The organism is Streptomyces caeni (genome assembly GCF_042678285.1).
Classification (GTDB): domain Bacteria; phylum Actinomycetota; class Actinomycetes; order Streptomycetales; family Streptomycetaceae; genus Streptomyces; species Streptomyces caeni.
This window is the reverse complement of sequence record NZ_JBHUDX010000142.1, coordinates 11,063-25,583: the sequence shown is the minus strand read 5'-3', so window position 1 is coordinate 25,583 and position 14,521 is coordinate 11,063. Positions and strand designations below refer to the sequence as shown.

The following is a 14,521-nucleotide window of genomic DNA, read 5'->3' as shown; positions in this document are numbered from 1 at the left end:
GAGTCGGTTGCTGACGAGGCGGCGGGCGTGCTCCGTGGCGGGCCGTGGCCCCGGAAGGAGCCGAGCATGTGAAAGGGCGCCCGGCCGGACACCGGGCGCCCTCGTCGTAGCGGTGACTACTGCGCCGCCGCGTCCGCCGCCTGTGCCTTCAGGGCGCGTTCGATGCCCGCGCGGGACTCCGAGATCAGGCGCCGCAGCGCCGGGCTGGGGTCGGCAGAGGCCAGCCAGGCGTCGGTCTTCTCCAGGGTCTCCCGGGAGACCTGGATCGACGGGTAGAGCCCGACCGCGATCTGCTGGGCCATCTCGTGGGAACGGGAGTCCCAGACGTCCTTGACCGCCTCGAAGTACGCGTCCGCGTACGGGGCGAGCAGTTCGCGCTGGTCGGTCTGGACGAAGCCCGCGATCACGGCCTCCTGCACCGCGTTCGGCAGCTTGTCGGACTCCACCGCCGACGCCCACGCCTCGGCCTTCGCCTCCGGGGCCGGACGGGCGGCCCGGGCGGTCGCCGCGTGCCGCTCACCGGCCGCCGTCTTGTCGCGCTCCAGCTCGCCCGCGATCTCCGCCTCGTCGAAGCGGCCCACCGCCGCGAGCCGCTCCAGGAACGTCCAGCGCAGCTCGGTGTCCACGACCAGCCCCTCGACGGTCCCCGAACCGTCCAGGAGCGCCTCCAGCAGGTCCAGCTGCTCCGGCGTGCGGGCGGTCGCCGCGAAGGCGCGCGCCCACGCCAGCTGGTGATCGCTGCCGGGCTCGGCGGCGCGCAGATGGGCGAGGGTGGCATCCGTCCACCGGGTCAGCAGCGCCTCGCGCGCGGACGGGTCGGCGTACAGGTCGATCGCCAGCTTGACCTGGCGGTGCAGCGACTGCACGACACCGATGTCCGACTCCTTGCCGATGCCGGACAGGACGAGGGACAGGTAGTCGCGGGTGGCGAGTTCCGCGTCGCGGGTCATGTCCCAGGCCGAGGCCCAGCACAGGGCGCGCGGCAGTGACGACTCGAAGTCGCCCAGGTGCTCGGTGACGAAGGCGAGGGACCGCTCGTCCAGGCGGACTTTCGCGTACGACAGGTCGTCGTCGTTGAGCAGGATCACGTCCGGGCGACGGCGGCCGGCCAGCTGCGGTACCGGTGTCAGCTCACCGTCGACGTCCAGCTCGATCCGGCCGGCCTCGTCGCGCAGCAGCTTGCCGCTGTCGTCGTCGAGGTCGTAGAGGCCGATGGCGATGCGGTGCGGGCGGAGGGTCGGCTCACCCTTGGCGCCGGCCGGGAGCGCCGGGGCCTCCTGGCGGATGGTGAAGGAGGTGATGACCCCGTTCGCGTCCGTCTCGATCTCCGGGCGCAGCACGTTGATGCCCGCGGTCTCCAGCCACTTCCGCGACCAGGTCTTCAGATCGCGGCCGGAGGTCTCCTCCAGGGCGCCCAGCAGATCCGACAGGCGCGTGTTGCCGTACGCGTGCCGCTTGAAGTAGGCCTGCACGCCCGCGAAGAACGCGTCCATGCCGACGTACGCGACGAGCTGCTTGAGGACCGAGGCGCCCTTGGCGTAGGTGATGCCGTCGAAGTTGACGAGGACGTCGTCCAGGTCCCGGATCTCGGCCATGATCGGGTGGGTCGACGGCAGCTGGTCCTGCCGGTACGCCCACGTCTTCATGGAGTTGGCGAAGGTCGTCCAGGAGTGCGGCCATCGCGACTCGGGGTGGTACGCCTGGCAGGCGATGGAGGTGTAGGTGGCGAACGACTCGTTCAGCCACAGGTCGTTCCACCACTCCATGGTCACCAGGTCGCCGAACCACATGTGGGCCAGCTCGTGCAGGATCGTCTCCGCGCGCACCTCGTACGCCGCGTCCGTCACCTTGGAGCGGAAGACGTACTGGTCGCGGATGGTCACCGCGCCCGCGTTCTCCATCGCGCCCGCGTTGAACTCCGGCACGAACAGCTGGTCGTACTTCTTGAACGGGTAGGCGTAGTCGAACCTCTCCTGGAACCACTCGAAGCCCTGCCGGGTCACGTCGAAGATCGCGTCCGAGTCCAGGAACTCGGCGAGGGAGGGCCGGCAGTAGATGCCGAGCGGGACACTCCGCCCGTCCTTCTCGTACACGCTGTGCACGGAGTGGTAAGGGCCCACGATCAGCGCCGTGACGTACGTCGAGATCCGCGGCGTCGGCTCGAAGACCCAGACGTCGTCCTTCGGCTCGGGCGTGGGCGAGTTGGAGATGACGGTCCAGCCGGTGGGGGCCTTCACGGTGAACTGGAAGGTCGCCTTGAGGTCCGGCTGCTCGAACGAGGCGAAGACCCGCCGGGCGTCCGGCACCTCGAACTGGGTGTAGAGGTACGCCTGCTGGTCGACCGGGTCGACGAAACGGTGGAGCCCCTCGCCGGTGTTGGTGTAAGCGCAGTCGGCGACCACGCGCAGCACGTTGCGGCCCTCCAGTAGCCCCGGGAGGGCGATCCGCGAGTCCTTGAAGACCTCGGCCGGGTCGAGCGGATCACCGTTGAGGGTGATCTCGTGGACGGAGGGGGCCACCAGATCGATGAACGACTCCGCGCCGGTCTCGGCGGAGTCGAAGCGCACCGTGGTCACGGACCGGTAGGTGCCGCCCTCCTGCGCGCCGGAGAGGTCGAGATCGATCTCGTACGAGTCAACGGTCAGCAGCTTCGCCCGCTGCTGTGCCTCATCGCGAGTCAGGTTTGTGCCAGGCACGCGGTCATCTCCTCGTTATGTGTGGGTTGCGCCATCCTTCCACGGGAGCCCGCCGGGCGACGAGCAGGTCTGCGGGACGCCGTCCGGGCTGTTCGGCGCCCGCTGCCGGTGCGGCAGTCCACCGCCGCCGGGTGCGCCCGGGCCCGAATGCGTTGTCCGGATCCCGCCGGTGGCCGTGGCCGCCGGGCGCGAGTCTGGGCGTATGACGGCAGAGACGACGACAGAGACGACGGCAGAGACGACGGCAGAGACGACGACAGGGACGACCGCAATGACGACCGCAGACATGACCGCAGACATGACCGCGGACGCGGTGACGGGCTCCGGGACGTCCGCCATGGCCCACACGGCACGGCCCATCCCCCCGGCCGTCCTGCGGGTCCTGCGGGAGCGCGACGACGCCGGCCGGGCGATGGCTCCCGTGATCGACGAGGAGGGCGGCGCGCCCCTGCGGTGCTGCCTGCGCCGCAGCGCCCCCGGGGAGCACATCGCCCTCGTCTCCTACGCCCCGCTGCGCCGCTGGGCGGCGCGCACCGGTGTCGAACCGGGCGCCTACGACGAGCAGGGGCCGGTGTTCATCCACCCCGAGGAGTGCGCCGGACCCGACGGGGACGGCCACCCCTTCCCGGGCGGCCGCCGCACCGTCCGCCGCTACTCGGCCGACGGGCACATCCTGGGCGGACGTCTGGTGGCGGGCGTGGAGGAACTCGACGACGCGTTCGCGGAGGCGTTCGCGGATCCGGAGGTCGCGCTCGTCCACGTCCGGGCCGTCGAGTACGGCTGCTTCCTGTTCGAGGTCCGCAGGGACTGAGCGACTGAGCCCCCTGCGTCCGCTGAACCCCCCGCCCGCTGAGGCCCGTCGGCCGTGTGCGCCGGGGTCAGCCCGTGAGCTCCGCGGCCACCAGCTCCGCGATCTGCACGGCGTTGAGGGCCGCGCCCTTGCGGAGGTTGTCGTTGGAGACGAACAGGGCGAGGCCGTGCTCCACCGTCTCGTCCGTGCGGATGCGGCCCACGTACGACGGGTCCTTGCCGGCCGCCTGGAGCGGGGTCGGGATGTCGGAGAGGACCACGCCCGGGGCGGCGGCCAGCAGCTCCGTCGCGCGCTCCACCGTCAGCGGGCGCGCGAAGCGGGCGTTGACCTGGAGGGAGTGGCCGGAGAAGACCGGGACCCGTACACAGGTGCCGGAGACCTTCAGCCCGGGGATCTCCAGGATCTTGCGGGACTCGTTGCGGAGCTTCTGCTCCTCGTCGGTCTCGTTCAGGCCGTCGTCGACGAGGTTGCCGGCGAAGGGCACCACGTTGAAGGCGATCGGGCGCTTGTAGACCTGCGGCTCCGGGAAGTCGACCGCCTCCCCGTCGTGCGTCAGCTTGTCGGCGTCGGCGATCACCTTCTGCGCCTGCCCGTGCAGCTCCGCGACGCCCGCGAGGCCGGAGCCGGACACGGCCTGGTAGGTGGCGACGACGAGCGACTCCAGGCCCGCCTCGGCGTGCAGCGGCTTCAGCACCGGCATCGCGGCCATCGTCGTGCAGTTCGGGTTGGCGATGATGCCCTTGGGCCGGTTCGCGATCGCGTGCGGGTTCACCTCGGACACCACCAGCGGCACGTCCGGGTCACGGCGCCAGGCCGAGGAGTTGTCGATCACGACCGCGCCCTGCGAGGCGACCTTCTCGGCCAGCGCCTTCGAGGTCGCGCCGCCCGCGGAGAACAGCACGATGTCCAGCCCCGTGTAGTCGGCGGCCGCCGCGTCCTCCACGGTCACCCCGTCGAGGACCGTCCCCGCCGAACGGGCCGAGGCGAACAGGCGCAGCTCGTCGACCGGGAAGTTCCGCTCGGCCAGAATCCTGCGCATGACCGTGCCGACCTGACCGGTGGCTCCGACGATTCCGACCCTCACGGCGACTCCTTTACCTGGCTTGCGTGTGCCGGCCCGCATGACCGGGGCCTCTCCATCATGCGTCTCACCCCGGCCCGCGTGTCCAATCCTTTGCCCGAGGGATGGGACGGGACCCGGGCTCGGCCACCGGCTCGACGACCCGGCGGGCCGCTCGTCCCGATCCGGAGATGTCCGACCGGAACGCCCCTCGGACCGGAAGCCGTACGGATCCGCCGCACCGGGGCCGGGCGATCGTCCAGCTCAGGGCACCTGCGGGCGGAGCGCTCCGCGCGGCTCGTACGTGACCCTCGTCTCGGTTTGGGGCCCGGTGTGACGTACGCCTCCACGGACGTGTCGATGACGCAGCCTCCATGCCCCCGTCGGTCCGCCCGCCGGCGCCGGTCCGCCCGCAGGAGAGGACACGCCGGCCGGCGAACGTTCTGCCCGTCCCCGGCGTCGTAGGGGAAACACACAAGGGGAGGGGCGGCCGTGCTGCGCAGAAAGGCCCGCCGCGGGCCGGGGGCGGACCAAGCGGTGGACGACCCCCTGGACGCGGCCCAGGAGCGGCGGGTGCGGGCGGTGCTCGCGCTCGGCGGAGTGCCGCAGGCGGACCTGCCGGACGGGGTGCAGCAGGTCCGCCTGCGGCTGCTGGAGCGGACCGCGAGCGGGCGTGAGGCACCGCGTGACCTGTCGGCCTGGGCGGCGGTCGTCGCCTCCAACCTGGCGATGGACTGGCACCGGGCAAGGCGCCGCCAGGAGAGGATCGGTGAGCGGCTGGCCGCGCTGCGGCCGACGGAGCAGCCCTGCGGTGAGGACTCCCGTCTGCTCTCGCTCGCGGTCGCCCAGGGCCTGGACGAGCTGCCCGGCCCCCAGCGCCAGGTCCTCGTGCTGCGTTTCTACGCCGATCTGCCGGTCCGGGGGATCGCGGAGGAACTCGGCATCCCCGAGGGCACGGTCAAGAGCAGGCTCCACTCGGCGGTCCGCGCGCTGCGCGACCGTCTGCACGAGGACGAGGTGGTGTGACGTGGCCGCCGAGTACGACGGCGCCGATGCGCTGTTGGCCGCGATCACCGGCGAGCCGCTGCCGGACGAGGCGCGCGACGATGCCGCCTTCACGGCCGAGTACCGGGCGGCACGGGCGGATGTGGCGCTGCTGCGGGAGCAGTTGGGGATCATCGGGGACACGCTCGCACGGCCCGCGGCACGGTCGGCGGCGCGGCCGGCGCCGGTCGGGACGCCCCGGTCGGCGCCGGGGCGGTCGCGGAGGCGGTGGCGTCCGCCCGGCGTCCGCGCACTCGGTTTCGGCCTCCTCGTCACGGCTGTCGTCACCGCCGTGGGGCTCGGGACGGGGTGGCTCGTCGTGCAGGGCGGGGCCGGGGCCGACAGCAGCACGGGTGCGAAGGCGTCCGACAGCCGCGCGGGGGGGTCCCGCGACGAGGCCGGGTACCTCGCCTGCGCCCGGTTGGTCGTGGAGGGCAGGGTGACCGGCCTCCGGAGCCTGCCCGACGGCAGCCGGTACCGGGTCACGGTGAGCGTCGATCGCTTCTACAAACCCGCGAGCGGCAAGGACGAGGTCAGCTTCTTCATGGACCCGGACGACGGTCCTCGGCCGCGCGAGGGCGAGCACGTCCTGGTCGGCGTCCGGCCCGGTGCGGCGGTAGCGGACCGCTGGGTCACCGGGGAGGCGGAGATCGCCCGCGAGCGCGCCCTCATCCTCGGTGCGCTCCCGGCATCCCGCACGATCACCTGTACGCCATGACGCGGGGCGGGCGCCCGCTGCACCAGCGGACGCCCGCCCCGGGCCGCACCGGCCGGACACCGGCCGGTGCTCCTGCCACGGCTACCGCTACGGCGTGACCTTCTCGATCTTCACGCTGCCCACGCCCGCGACCGTGCCGCGTGCGTTCACCAGCTGGACCTGGCCGAAGAACTCCCGGCCCTCGGGCGCCGCCGCGGCCGCGGTGACCGTGCCGGACACCGTCGCGGAGTCACCCGTGCCGAGCTTCACCGGCGCCGACTCGTCGACGGTGACCTGGCCGAGCGCCGGGGAGAAGAACACGTCCCGGTAGTCGTACGCCGTCGAGCCGGACGGGACCGAGTAGCCCGCGATCTCGATGGTGTACGTCCCGGCGGCGGGCGAGGCGATGTGCACCGACTCCTCGGAGTCGCCGTCCGCGGACTGCGCGACCTGCTTGCCGTTCGCGTCGTAGACCGTCAGGTCGAGGTCGGCGGCGGTGTCGGACACGTTGCCGATGGCGACGTCCAGCGACGCGGCGCCCGCGGGCACCTCGACCGTGGTCGTCTGCGTCTCGGCGTCCTTGATGGTCGGCCGGGCCGTCTTCGAGGAGCCGAGCGGGCCGCCCTTGAGTGCCCCGTCGAGGGCCGCGTAGGCGTTGGTCACCTTCCAGGAGACGGCGGCCGGGGTGTCGACCTTGGCCTCGGGCACGGTCACGGTCTCCGGGTCGAAGGCCGCGCCGAGGACGGCGACGTCCAGCCGGTAGGGGTTGTCGAGCAGCGGCGACGTGCGGCGCGCCTCGACCTCGATCTCCCAGACGCCGGCCTGCGGGTCCGCGTACGACCGCACGTCGGGCCTGCAGCCTTTGCCGTCGAAGTAGTTGTTGTAGCAGTAGGGCGTCGAGGTGGTGTCGACCGGAACGCCGTACGGGTGGATCGCGATGAACCGCGTCTGGCTCTTGTCCCGCAGCCCGCTCATCGCGACCTCCAGCGACTTCGCGCCCTCGGGGACGGTCACGAAGTACGACCGGGTGCTGTTGCGCTGCACCGAACCCGACGCCGAGTAGGTGTACTCGACGGGCGTCGAGACCACGACGGTGGTCAGGATCTGCTTGTCGACGCCCTCCGTCCAGGGGTCGTCGACCTCCAGGATCGCGCTCTTGACGCCCGCGGACGAGGGCGCCGCCTGGACCTTGACGGTGACCGGCTGGCCCAGCGGCAGCCTCACCAGGCCGGAGCCGACGATGCGGAAGGTGCCACCGGCGTTGTTCTCGAAGCGCAGCGTGTGCCACACCGCCCGGTCGGAGCCGGAGGTGCGGGTGATGGTGACGTCGTACGTCTTCCGCTCACCGGCCTTGAGGCCGCCCTCGCGGTCGTACAGGCCCGTGCCGAAGCCCGGGGTCTTCAGCGCGTAGTCGATCGCGGTGTCCACCGGGGCCTTGACCACGTAGTCGGATGTCGCAGCGTTGTGGGCGGTGGCGCCGTCCTTGACCGCGTCCCAGGCGTCCACGATGTCGATGAGTCCCGCGCCCTCCTCGTACGCCTGAACACCCTTGATGTGGTGGGCCGTCGAGGTCAGGGCCGTGCGCAGCGTCGCGGGCGTCAGGCCGATGCCCTTCTGCTTGGCGGCCGACAGGAGCAGGGCCGAGGCGCCGGCGGCCTGCGGGGAGGCCATCGAGGTGCCCTGGAGCATGGAGTAGCCGGCCGGCAGCGAGTAGCCCGCCTCGGCGACCGGGGAGCCCGGCAGCCAGGTCTGGGTGGAGTTGATCGCGGCGCCCGGCGCGACGAGTGTCGGCGTGAAGCCGCCGTCCTCGCGCGGGCCGCGCGAGGAGAAGGGCATCATCGCGTACTTCTTCGTGACCTGGGAGCCGTAGTTGGCTGCCCAGGTGGCCCGGGAGATGCCCGCGCCGACGGAGATCACCTTGTCGGCGAGGCCGGGGTCGCCGATGGTGTTGGCACCGGGGCCGGAGTTGCCCGCGGAGATCACCAGCTGGACGCCGTAGGTGTCGATGAGGCGCGTGTACAGCTCGGCGCGCGCGTTGTTGCCGTCGTTGAGCGCCGGCAGGCCGCCGATGGACATGTTGACGATGTCGACGCCGCGGTTGACGACGAGGTCGATCATGCCCTCGGTGAGCGCGACGTTGGTGCAGCCGCCGCTCCAGGTGCAGGCGCGGGAGGAGACGATCTTCGCGCCCGGCGCGGCGCCGTTCATCTTCCCGCCGAACAGGCCGTTCGCTGAGGTGATGCCCGCCACGTGGGTGCCGTGCTCGGACTCGATGACGCCGATGTTGACGAAGTCGGCCTTCTTGCCGACCCAGGACCCGCCGTAGGGGTCCATCGGCACGTCCTTGCGTATCTCCACGACGAAGGGCTGCCGCTCGACGACGTCGGTCGCCGGGTCGTCGGTCCCGAAGTAGCCGATCTGGAAGCCGTCCTTGTACGGCTTCATCGGCTCGTCGTCGGTGAAGTCGTTGTTGTTGTTCAGATCGACGCGGACGGTTCCGGCCGCCGCGTCGTAGAGGATGCCCCAGGAGTCGGTCGTGTCGCCGTCGCGGTTCGCGTCGCCCTTGGCGTCACCGCCCGCGGTCACGGACTCCTTGAAGGTGCTGACCGCGTACGAGCCCGACGGCGCCGTCCAGGTCTTGCCGCCGTAGGTGAAGGTCGGCCCGGACACCGCGCTGACCATCGGGCGCCAGGTGGCGTCGCCGTCCACGATCGGGTCGGTGGCGGTCACCCAGTCGACGATCTTCCGCTCGCCGGTGGTGGTCTTCTGCAGCGCCGGGTGGCCGAGGTCCACGCCGGAGTCGAGGATGCCGATGGTGACGCCCCGGCCGTCCGCCTGCGGGTGCCGCCGGACGAACTCCACGGCGCCCGTCTCGAAGGACGGGTTGTACGGGTTGACGGCGGGGGTGTTCTTGCCGGGGCCGGAGTAGCCGGCCGTGCTCTGGGAGGAGGCGCCCTTCGCGGCGTCGGCGCTCGGCGCCGGGTCGTCGAGCGGGATCTCCTGCCGCAGGTCGATGGCGTGCACGGAGGAGAGCTTCGCGGCGGCGGCGATGGCCGCGTCCGCCTTCCCCGTCGGCACGGTGGCGCGGACGTAGCCGAGCCGGTCGTAGGTGCGGCCCACGGAGCCGCCCTTGACCGCGTCCAGCTGCTGGGCGACCTGCTCGGTCCGCCCGGGCGCGGTCGCGATCATCATGGTGACGTTCTTGGCGCCGTCGGCCTTGGCCTCGGCGAGCAGGTCGGCGTCCTCCGAACCGAGCTTGGCGGCCGCGGACTTGACGGCCGGGTCGGCGGTGGGACGGTGTTCGGCGGAGTGAGCCAGGGGTATCGGTCCGGCCGCGGAGAGGGCGGCCACGAGACCCGCGGCCGCGGCTGTCCGGGCCATGCGTCTCGCGCCCGTTGCCGGGGTGCGGTGAGGGTCGGTGGTCATCGGCATCCCTTGTAGGTAAAGGAACGAAAGCGGTGCGGCCCGGACCGGAAGATCGATCGGTCCTGGCCACGGTCGTCCGGATGTCGGGTCCGGGTGATCGCTCAGCTTTACCCAAGGGACATATGTTTGGGGAGAGTTGACCGGGACGGGATGGAGTCATGGCGTAATCCCGCCATGCGCCATCGGGGACGTAGCGGCATGGGAAGGGGCAATCCGGCGTTCCGGCCGCCCCCTACGCGCGTAGTCCGGGGGCCTCAGCTCTCACGTGTGCGCGCATAGTGGCGGGAAGCCTTCGCGCGGTTGCCGCAGGTGGCCATGGAGCACCAGCGGCGGGTGCCGTTCCGTGACGTGTCGAAGAAGTGCAGGATGCAGGAGCCGTGGGAGCAGCTGCGGATACGGTCGGGCGCGGTGGCCAGGAGCTCCAGGTAGTTGCGGGCGGCCAGCCAGGCCGGGCCCCAGGCGGGATCCTCGAACTCGACGCGCTCGCCGGGGCCCTGGAGGCCGAGGGTGGGTCGGATGCGCCCGTGCTCCAGTACCGCGTCGACGGCGGCGGCCCCCTCGCCGGGCGGACCGTCCACCGCGGCCTTGAGGGCGTCGCGCGCCCGGAGCGTGTGCCGCAGGGTGGCCTCGTCGGCGGTGAACTCGCCGAGCCCGTTCGCCGCCAGCCACACCGCGAGCCCTTCGGTGTCCGTGAGCAGGTCCTCGACGGTGCCCTCGTGATGCCACCGGGTGTTGAGGAGGTCCAGTGCCGGCGGTTCCCCGGTGAGCGGGCGTGGGTCACGGGCGGTGGGCATCGGGGCTCCTCGGCGGCGGACCGGGCTGCACTAACCGCTCAAGGGTACGTGAGCGGTTGACGCTCCTCGGTTCTAACCCCTAATCTAACTTTGAGAGGTTAGCCCTGCTCGAGGCTGCCGTGTACCGAGGGGACCGCCATGTCACCGCGCACCGGCCATATCGGCCTGAACGTCACCGACCTCGACCGTTCACTCGCCTTCTACCGCGACGTCCTCGGCTTCCCCGTGCTCGCCGAGGGCAAGGACGACGAGCGGAGGTACGCGTTCCTCGGTGACGGTCCGCGCCCGCTGATCACGCTCTGGCAGCAGGCGGGCGAGGCGTACGACACCGGGCGCGCCGGCCTGCACCATCTGGCACTGGAGGTGGACACGGTCGAGCAGATCAGGCGGTACGAGACGGCCCTGCGCGCGTACGGCGTCACATTCGCCTACGAGGGGGTGGTCGCCCACCGGGAGGGCTCGGCATCCGGCGGCATCTTCTTCCACGACCCGGACGGGACACGGCTGGAGATCAGCGCACCGAGCGGCGCGGAGGACGCACCCGTGCCGGACACCACCGCCCCGACCTGCGGTTTCTTCTAGTCATGGGCGTGTACCACGCGGGCTCGCGCGCCGTTCAGGACCGCGTCGGCGTCCGTGCGCGGGCCGACCAGGTCGGCCGCGCCGTCGGCGCCGTCCTGAAGCCGGTTGCCGCGGCCTTCCTGGAGCTCCAGCCGATGCTCGTACTCGGCGCCGCCGATCCGGTGAGCGGCGCCGTGTGGGCGTCAGCGCTGACCGGTGAGCCCGGCTTCGTACGGGCCGCCGGTCCCCGCCGGATCACGGTCGCGGCCGGACCGGTGCCGGCCGACCCCCTCGCGCGGGCGCTGGCCGGCGAGGGCGTCCGGGTCGGCACCATCGCACTCGACCCGCGCACCCGCCGCCGTATGCGTCTCAACGGCCGGTCCCGCCCGGCGGCGCCCGGTCTGGCCATCGAGGCGGACCAGGTGTTCTCCAACTGCCCGAAATACCTGCAGCAGCGGGAGCGGTACGAGACGGTGGCGGACCGGGCGCCGGGGGAGACCCGGTGGGGCGGCGAACTGACCGCCGAGCAGGGCGCGTTCATCGGCGCCGCCGACACCTTCTTCCTCACCACCGTCCACGACCACGGCGCCGACGCCGGGCACCGCGGCGGCAACCCCGGATTCGTGCGGGTCGCCTCACCACGTGAACTGAGCTGGCGCGACTACCCCGGCAACTCCATGTTCCTCTCCCTCGGCAACCTCGCGACCGACCCCCGCGCGGGCCTGCTGTTCCTGGACTGGACGACGGGCCGGACGCTGCACCTGTCGGGCGAAGCTCGGACGGAGTTCGGCGCGGACGGCGACCGCACGGTCCGCTTCACGGTGCGGCAGACCGCGGACATCCCCTCGGCGCTGCCGCTGCGCTGGTCCGCGCCCGCATACTCGCCTGCCAATCCGGACCCGGCGTACTAACGTCTCCCTGTGCGCCAGAAGCTGAGGGTGGCGGCCTACGCCGTCTGCGTTCGCGACGGACGACTCCTGCTCGCCCGCGGCCGTGACGACCGCGGCACGCCCGAGTGGACCCTGCCCGGCGGTGGTATGGAACACGGCGAGGACCCCTACGACACCGTCCTGCGGGAGGTGGCGGAAGAGACCGGCTTCCGCGTCGAGATCACCGGCCTGCTCGGCGTGGACTCGGTCCGCCGCCGCCTCCCGCGCCGCCTGGGGCGCACCGTCGACCACCACGGGGTACGGCTCGTCTACGAGGTCCGGATCACCGGTGGCGAACTGCGCCACGAGACCGGCGGCTCCACCGACATGGCGGCCTGGCACCCGCTGGTCGAGGTGCCGTCACTGCCGCGGGTCCGGCTGATGGACACGGCCCTCGCCCTGTGGCGCGAACGACCACCCACCGGGCGCCCGACGAGCCCGTCGCCCTGACCCGAGGCCCGACGCCGGACGGGGCGCGCGGGTGCGCTCAGGGCGCCGGTGCCAGGAGCAGTTCCGCCTTCTCCACCGCGGCCTCCCCCGGGCCCGTCGACCGGTTCGCGGTGGCCGGGCCCCGCGCCACGGGGCCCGTGAGGTGGAAGGACAGCGACGACAGGAAGCGGCGGCCCCGCTCCCAGCCCACCGGGACCGTCGCCGTCACCCTGCCGATGCCGGACGCGGCCGCCCGCTCCAGCAGCGCGGCGGCCACCGCCGGGCCCGTGCGGGTCCCCCACAGCGACGGGTGCAGCAGGAACAGGCCCACCGCGCACGCGTCCGGCGCCGGGAAGCGCAGCACCGCGTCGACGACGCCGACCAGCGGGCCGCCGGTGCCCTCGGTCAATACGAGGATCCGCTTGTCCTGCCAGTCGGCCCCCGGCGGCAGGCTGTAGTACAGGCTCTGCAGGTCGGCGGGCCCGGAGGGCAGGCCGGTGGCCGCCTCGACGTACGCGGAGCCCGCCTCGAACAGCGCCAGGACCTCCGGCTCGTCCCGCGGCTCGGCCTCCCGGACGTGATACCGCCGTCCGTCGGCGGTGGTGATCGTGGCGTCGATCGGGTCGGTCATCCGGTCATCGTCGCACCGGGACCGCAGCGGTGCCACCGATATGCGGGGGCCGGATACGGGGCGGGCCGGGCGAACCGACCCGCGTCCCGTGCCCCTGCCCGTGCCCCTGCCCGTGCCCCTGCCCGTCCCCGGCCGCCCACTACCGTGGCAAGACCACGACATACGCGGCCGGCTCCCGGTCCGCCGCCGCCATCAGGGCGGTGCGCACCACCGTCGCCTGCTGCTTTGCGGCGTCCCGCAGCTTCTTCGGCGTGAGGTGGACGACCGTGATGCCGAGCCGCTCCAGCAGTTCCCGCTTGCGGGCGTACTCCGACCACGGCTCGTCGTCCCGCGGGGCGCCCTGCCGCGGCGCGCGGGTGTCCAGTTCCAGCGCGACCGCCTGCTCGGGCCAGTACGCGTCCAGGCCGCCGAGGCAGGGGCCGCCGGGCAGCCGCAGGTCCACGTTCCAGACCGGGTCCGGCAGGCCGTGCTCCCGCACCATCCGGTACAGACGGTCCTCCGCGATCGCCCGGCCCTCGGCCAGGAGCGAATCGACGGCGTCCACCAGGTGCGGCCGCCCCAGCAGCTTCGTCTGGTTCAGCTCCTGCACCACTGCCGCCGGTTCGCAGTGGCCGCCGCGTACCGCCTCGGTCAGCAGGCGGCGCACCGCGCCCGCGTCCGGCAACCGGGCCACCGCGTCGGCCAGGGCGCGCGGCACGGGTGCGAGGGGCACGCCGGTCACCAGGCGCGGCGCGGGCAGCGACGGGGTGCGGATCACCCGCGCGCAGCCGGTGCTGCGCAGCCGACGCAGCCGCGGGACCAGGACGTCGATCGTCTCCAGTGCCGGCAGCGAGGGCGCGCAGGCGAAACCGTACAGCGTCAGCGCGGCCAGGCCCGTGATCATCGCGTCCGTGTAGGGCAGCGGGCCGCGCCGGTCCCCGGCGCCCGGCTGGGACGGCACCGCGGGCGCCGGGCCGGCGAGCGAGGAGCGCGCCGCATAGAGCAGCACCGCGTGCAGGCGCTCCTCGGCGGTCGGGGGCCCCGGGTGCAGCAGGTACACGCCCGGCAGCAGTTGCCGCCATGGGCCGCCGGGCCGGCAGTGGTCGTTCGTCTCGGCGGCCGTCACACCGTGGGCGCGCAGCTGGGCGGTGGTCAGCACCCGGCGCTGCACGTCGGTGAGATGGCGCAGAGGCCGTGGGGAGAGCGGCGGGTTGTGGGTCATGCCCCCGGAGTTCCCGCACGGGATCCGTCCGCTAACCGCTGTTACACGTCTGTCGACGAATGCGGACAACAGGGCGCTGAAGTAAGCGTGTTCGACCACCGAAAGAGGCTGGTCCGGGCGGCGGCGCGGACGGGTTACGGGTGGGACACCCGTATTTCGTAACTTTCGCTCCCCGGCACACGTCAACCGCCCGCCTCCGTCGGCACCCGCACCCCGCCGCACACGGGTGGGCGCCCCCGGCG

General features: G+C 72.6%; 12 protein-coding genes. 6 read left to right on the top strand and 6 right to left on the bottom strand.

Features of this window, described 5'->3' with window-relative positions:
* Positions 1–116: 116 nt before the first annotated feature.
* The gene (gene pepN, locus ACFSL4_RS36285) at positions 117–2,696 is read right to left on the bottom strand and encodes an aminopeptidase N (RefSeq protein ID WP_381092303.1); all 2,580 of its coding nucleotides are present in this window, start codon (positions 2,694–2,696) and stop codon (positions 117–119) included.
* A gap of 337 nt (positions 2,697–3,033) precedes the next feature.
* Here pepN and ACFSL4_RS36280 point away from each other — a divergent pair, with 337 nt between their 5' ends.
* Entirely contained in the window at positions 3,034–3,507 is a 474-nt protein-coding gene (locus ACFSL4_RS36280; protein WP_381092341.1) for a DUF1203 domain-containing protein, read from the top strand.
* A 67-nt stretch (positions 3,508–3,574) separates the two neighbouring features.
* On the opposite strand, the gene ACFSL4_RS36275 is transcribed toward ACFSL4_RS36280, so the two are convergent.
* Complete coding sequence (locus tag ACFSL4_RS36275; protein WP_381092301.1) at positions 3,575–4,591, bottom strand: aspartate-semialdehyde dehydrogenase; 1,017 nt, start codon at positions 4,589–4,591, stop codon at positions 3,575–3,577.
* Positions 4,592–5,059: 468 nt separating this feature from the next.
* Between ACFSL4_RS36275 and ACFSL4_RS36270 the strand changes: the two genes are divergently transcribed.
* Entirely contained in the window at positions 5,060–5,593 is a 534-nt protein-coding gene (locus ACFSL4_RS36270; RefSeq protein ID WP_381092299.1) for an RNA polymerase sigma factor, read from the top strand.
* 1 nt (position 5,594) lies between these two features.
* The gene (locus tag ACFSL4_RS36265) at positions 5,595–6,329 is read left to right on the top strand and encodes a hypothetical protein (RefSeq protein WP_381092297.1); all 735 of its coding nucleotides are present in this window, start codon (positions 5,595–5,597) and stop codon (positions 6,327–6,329) included.
* A gap of 87 nt (positions 6,330–6,416) precedes the next feature.
* On the opposite strand, the gene ACFSL4_RS36260 is transcribed toward ACFSL4_RS36265, so the two are convergent.
* Together ACFSL4_RS36260 and ACFSL4_RS36255 are read right to left on the bottom strand one after the other, a co-directional pair.
* Entirely contained in the window at positions 6,417–9,734 is a 3,318-nt protein-coding gene (locus ACFSL4_RS36260; RefSeq protein ID WP_381092295.1) for a S8 family serine peptidase, read from the bottom strand.
* A gap of 254 nt (positions 9,735–9,988) precedes the next feature.
* Positions 9,989–10,528, bottom strand: a complete 540-nt coding sequence (locus ACFSL4_RS36255) for a CGNR zinc finger domain-containing protein (protein ID WP_381092293.1) — start codon at positions 10,526–10,528, stop codon at positions 9,989–9,991.
* 138 nt (positions 10,529–10,666) lie between these two features.
* On the opposite strand from ACFSL4_RS36255, the gene ACFSL4_RS36250 reads away from it, so the two are divergent.
* Genes ACFSL4_RS36250 through ACFSL4_RS36240 form a run of 3 tightly spaced genes read left to right on the top strand, consistent with a single transcriptional unit; the run spans position 10,667 to position 12,468 of the window.
* Positions 10,667–11,110: a VOC family protein gene (locus ACFSL4_RS36250; RefSeq protein ID WP_381092291.1), complete on the top strand. Its 444-nt coding sequence runs from the start codon at positions 10,667–10,669 to the stop codon at positions 11,108–11,110.
* Positions 11,111–11,112: 2 nt separating this feature from the next.
* Positions 11,113–12,000, top strand: a complete 888-nt coding sequence (locus ACFSL4_RS36245) for a pyridoxamine 5'-phosphate oxidase family protein (RefSeq protein WP_381092290.1) — start codon at positions 11,113–11,115, stop codon at positions 11,998–12,000.
* A gap of 9 nt (positions 12,001–12,009) precedes the next feature.
* Positions 12,010–12,468: an NUDIX hydrolase gene (locus ACFSL4_RS36240; protein WP_381092288.1), complete on the top strand. Its 459-nt coding sequence runs from the start codon at positions 12,010–12,012 to the stop codon at positions 12,466–12,468.
* A 37-nt stretch (positions 12,469–12,505) separates the two neighbouring features.
* On the opposite strand, the gene ACFSL4_RS36235 is transcribed toward ACFSL4_RS36240, so the two are convergent.
* Both ACFSL4_RS36235 and ACFSL4_RS36230 read right to left on the bottom strand, forming a co-directional pair.
* Positions 12,506–13,078, bottom strand: a complete 573-nt coding sequence (locus tag ACFSL4_RS36235) for a GNAT family N-acetyltransferase (RefSeq protein ID WP_381092286.1) — start codon at positions 13,076–13,078, stop codon at positions 12,506–12,508.
* Positions 13,079–13,217: 139 nt separating this feature from the next.
* On the bottom strand, positions 13,218–14,279 hold the full coding sequence (locus ACFSL4_RS36230) for a hypothetical protein (protein WP_381092284.1): 1,062 nt from the start codon (positions 14,277–14,279) through the stop codon (positions 13,218–13,220).
* Between the last annotated feature and the right edge of the window lie 242 nt (positions 14,280–14,521).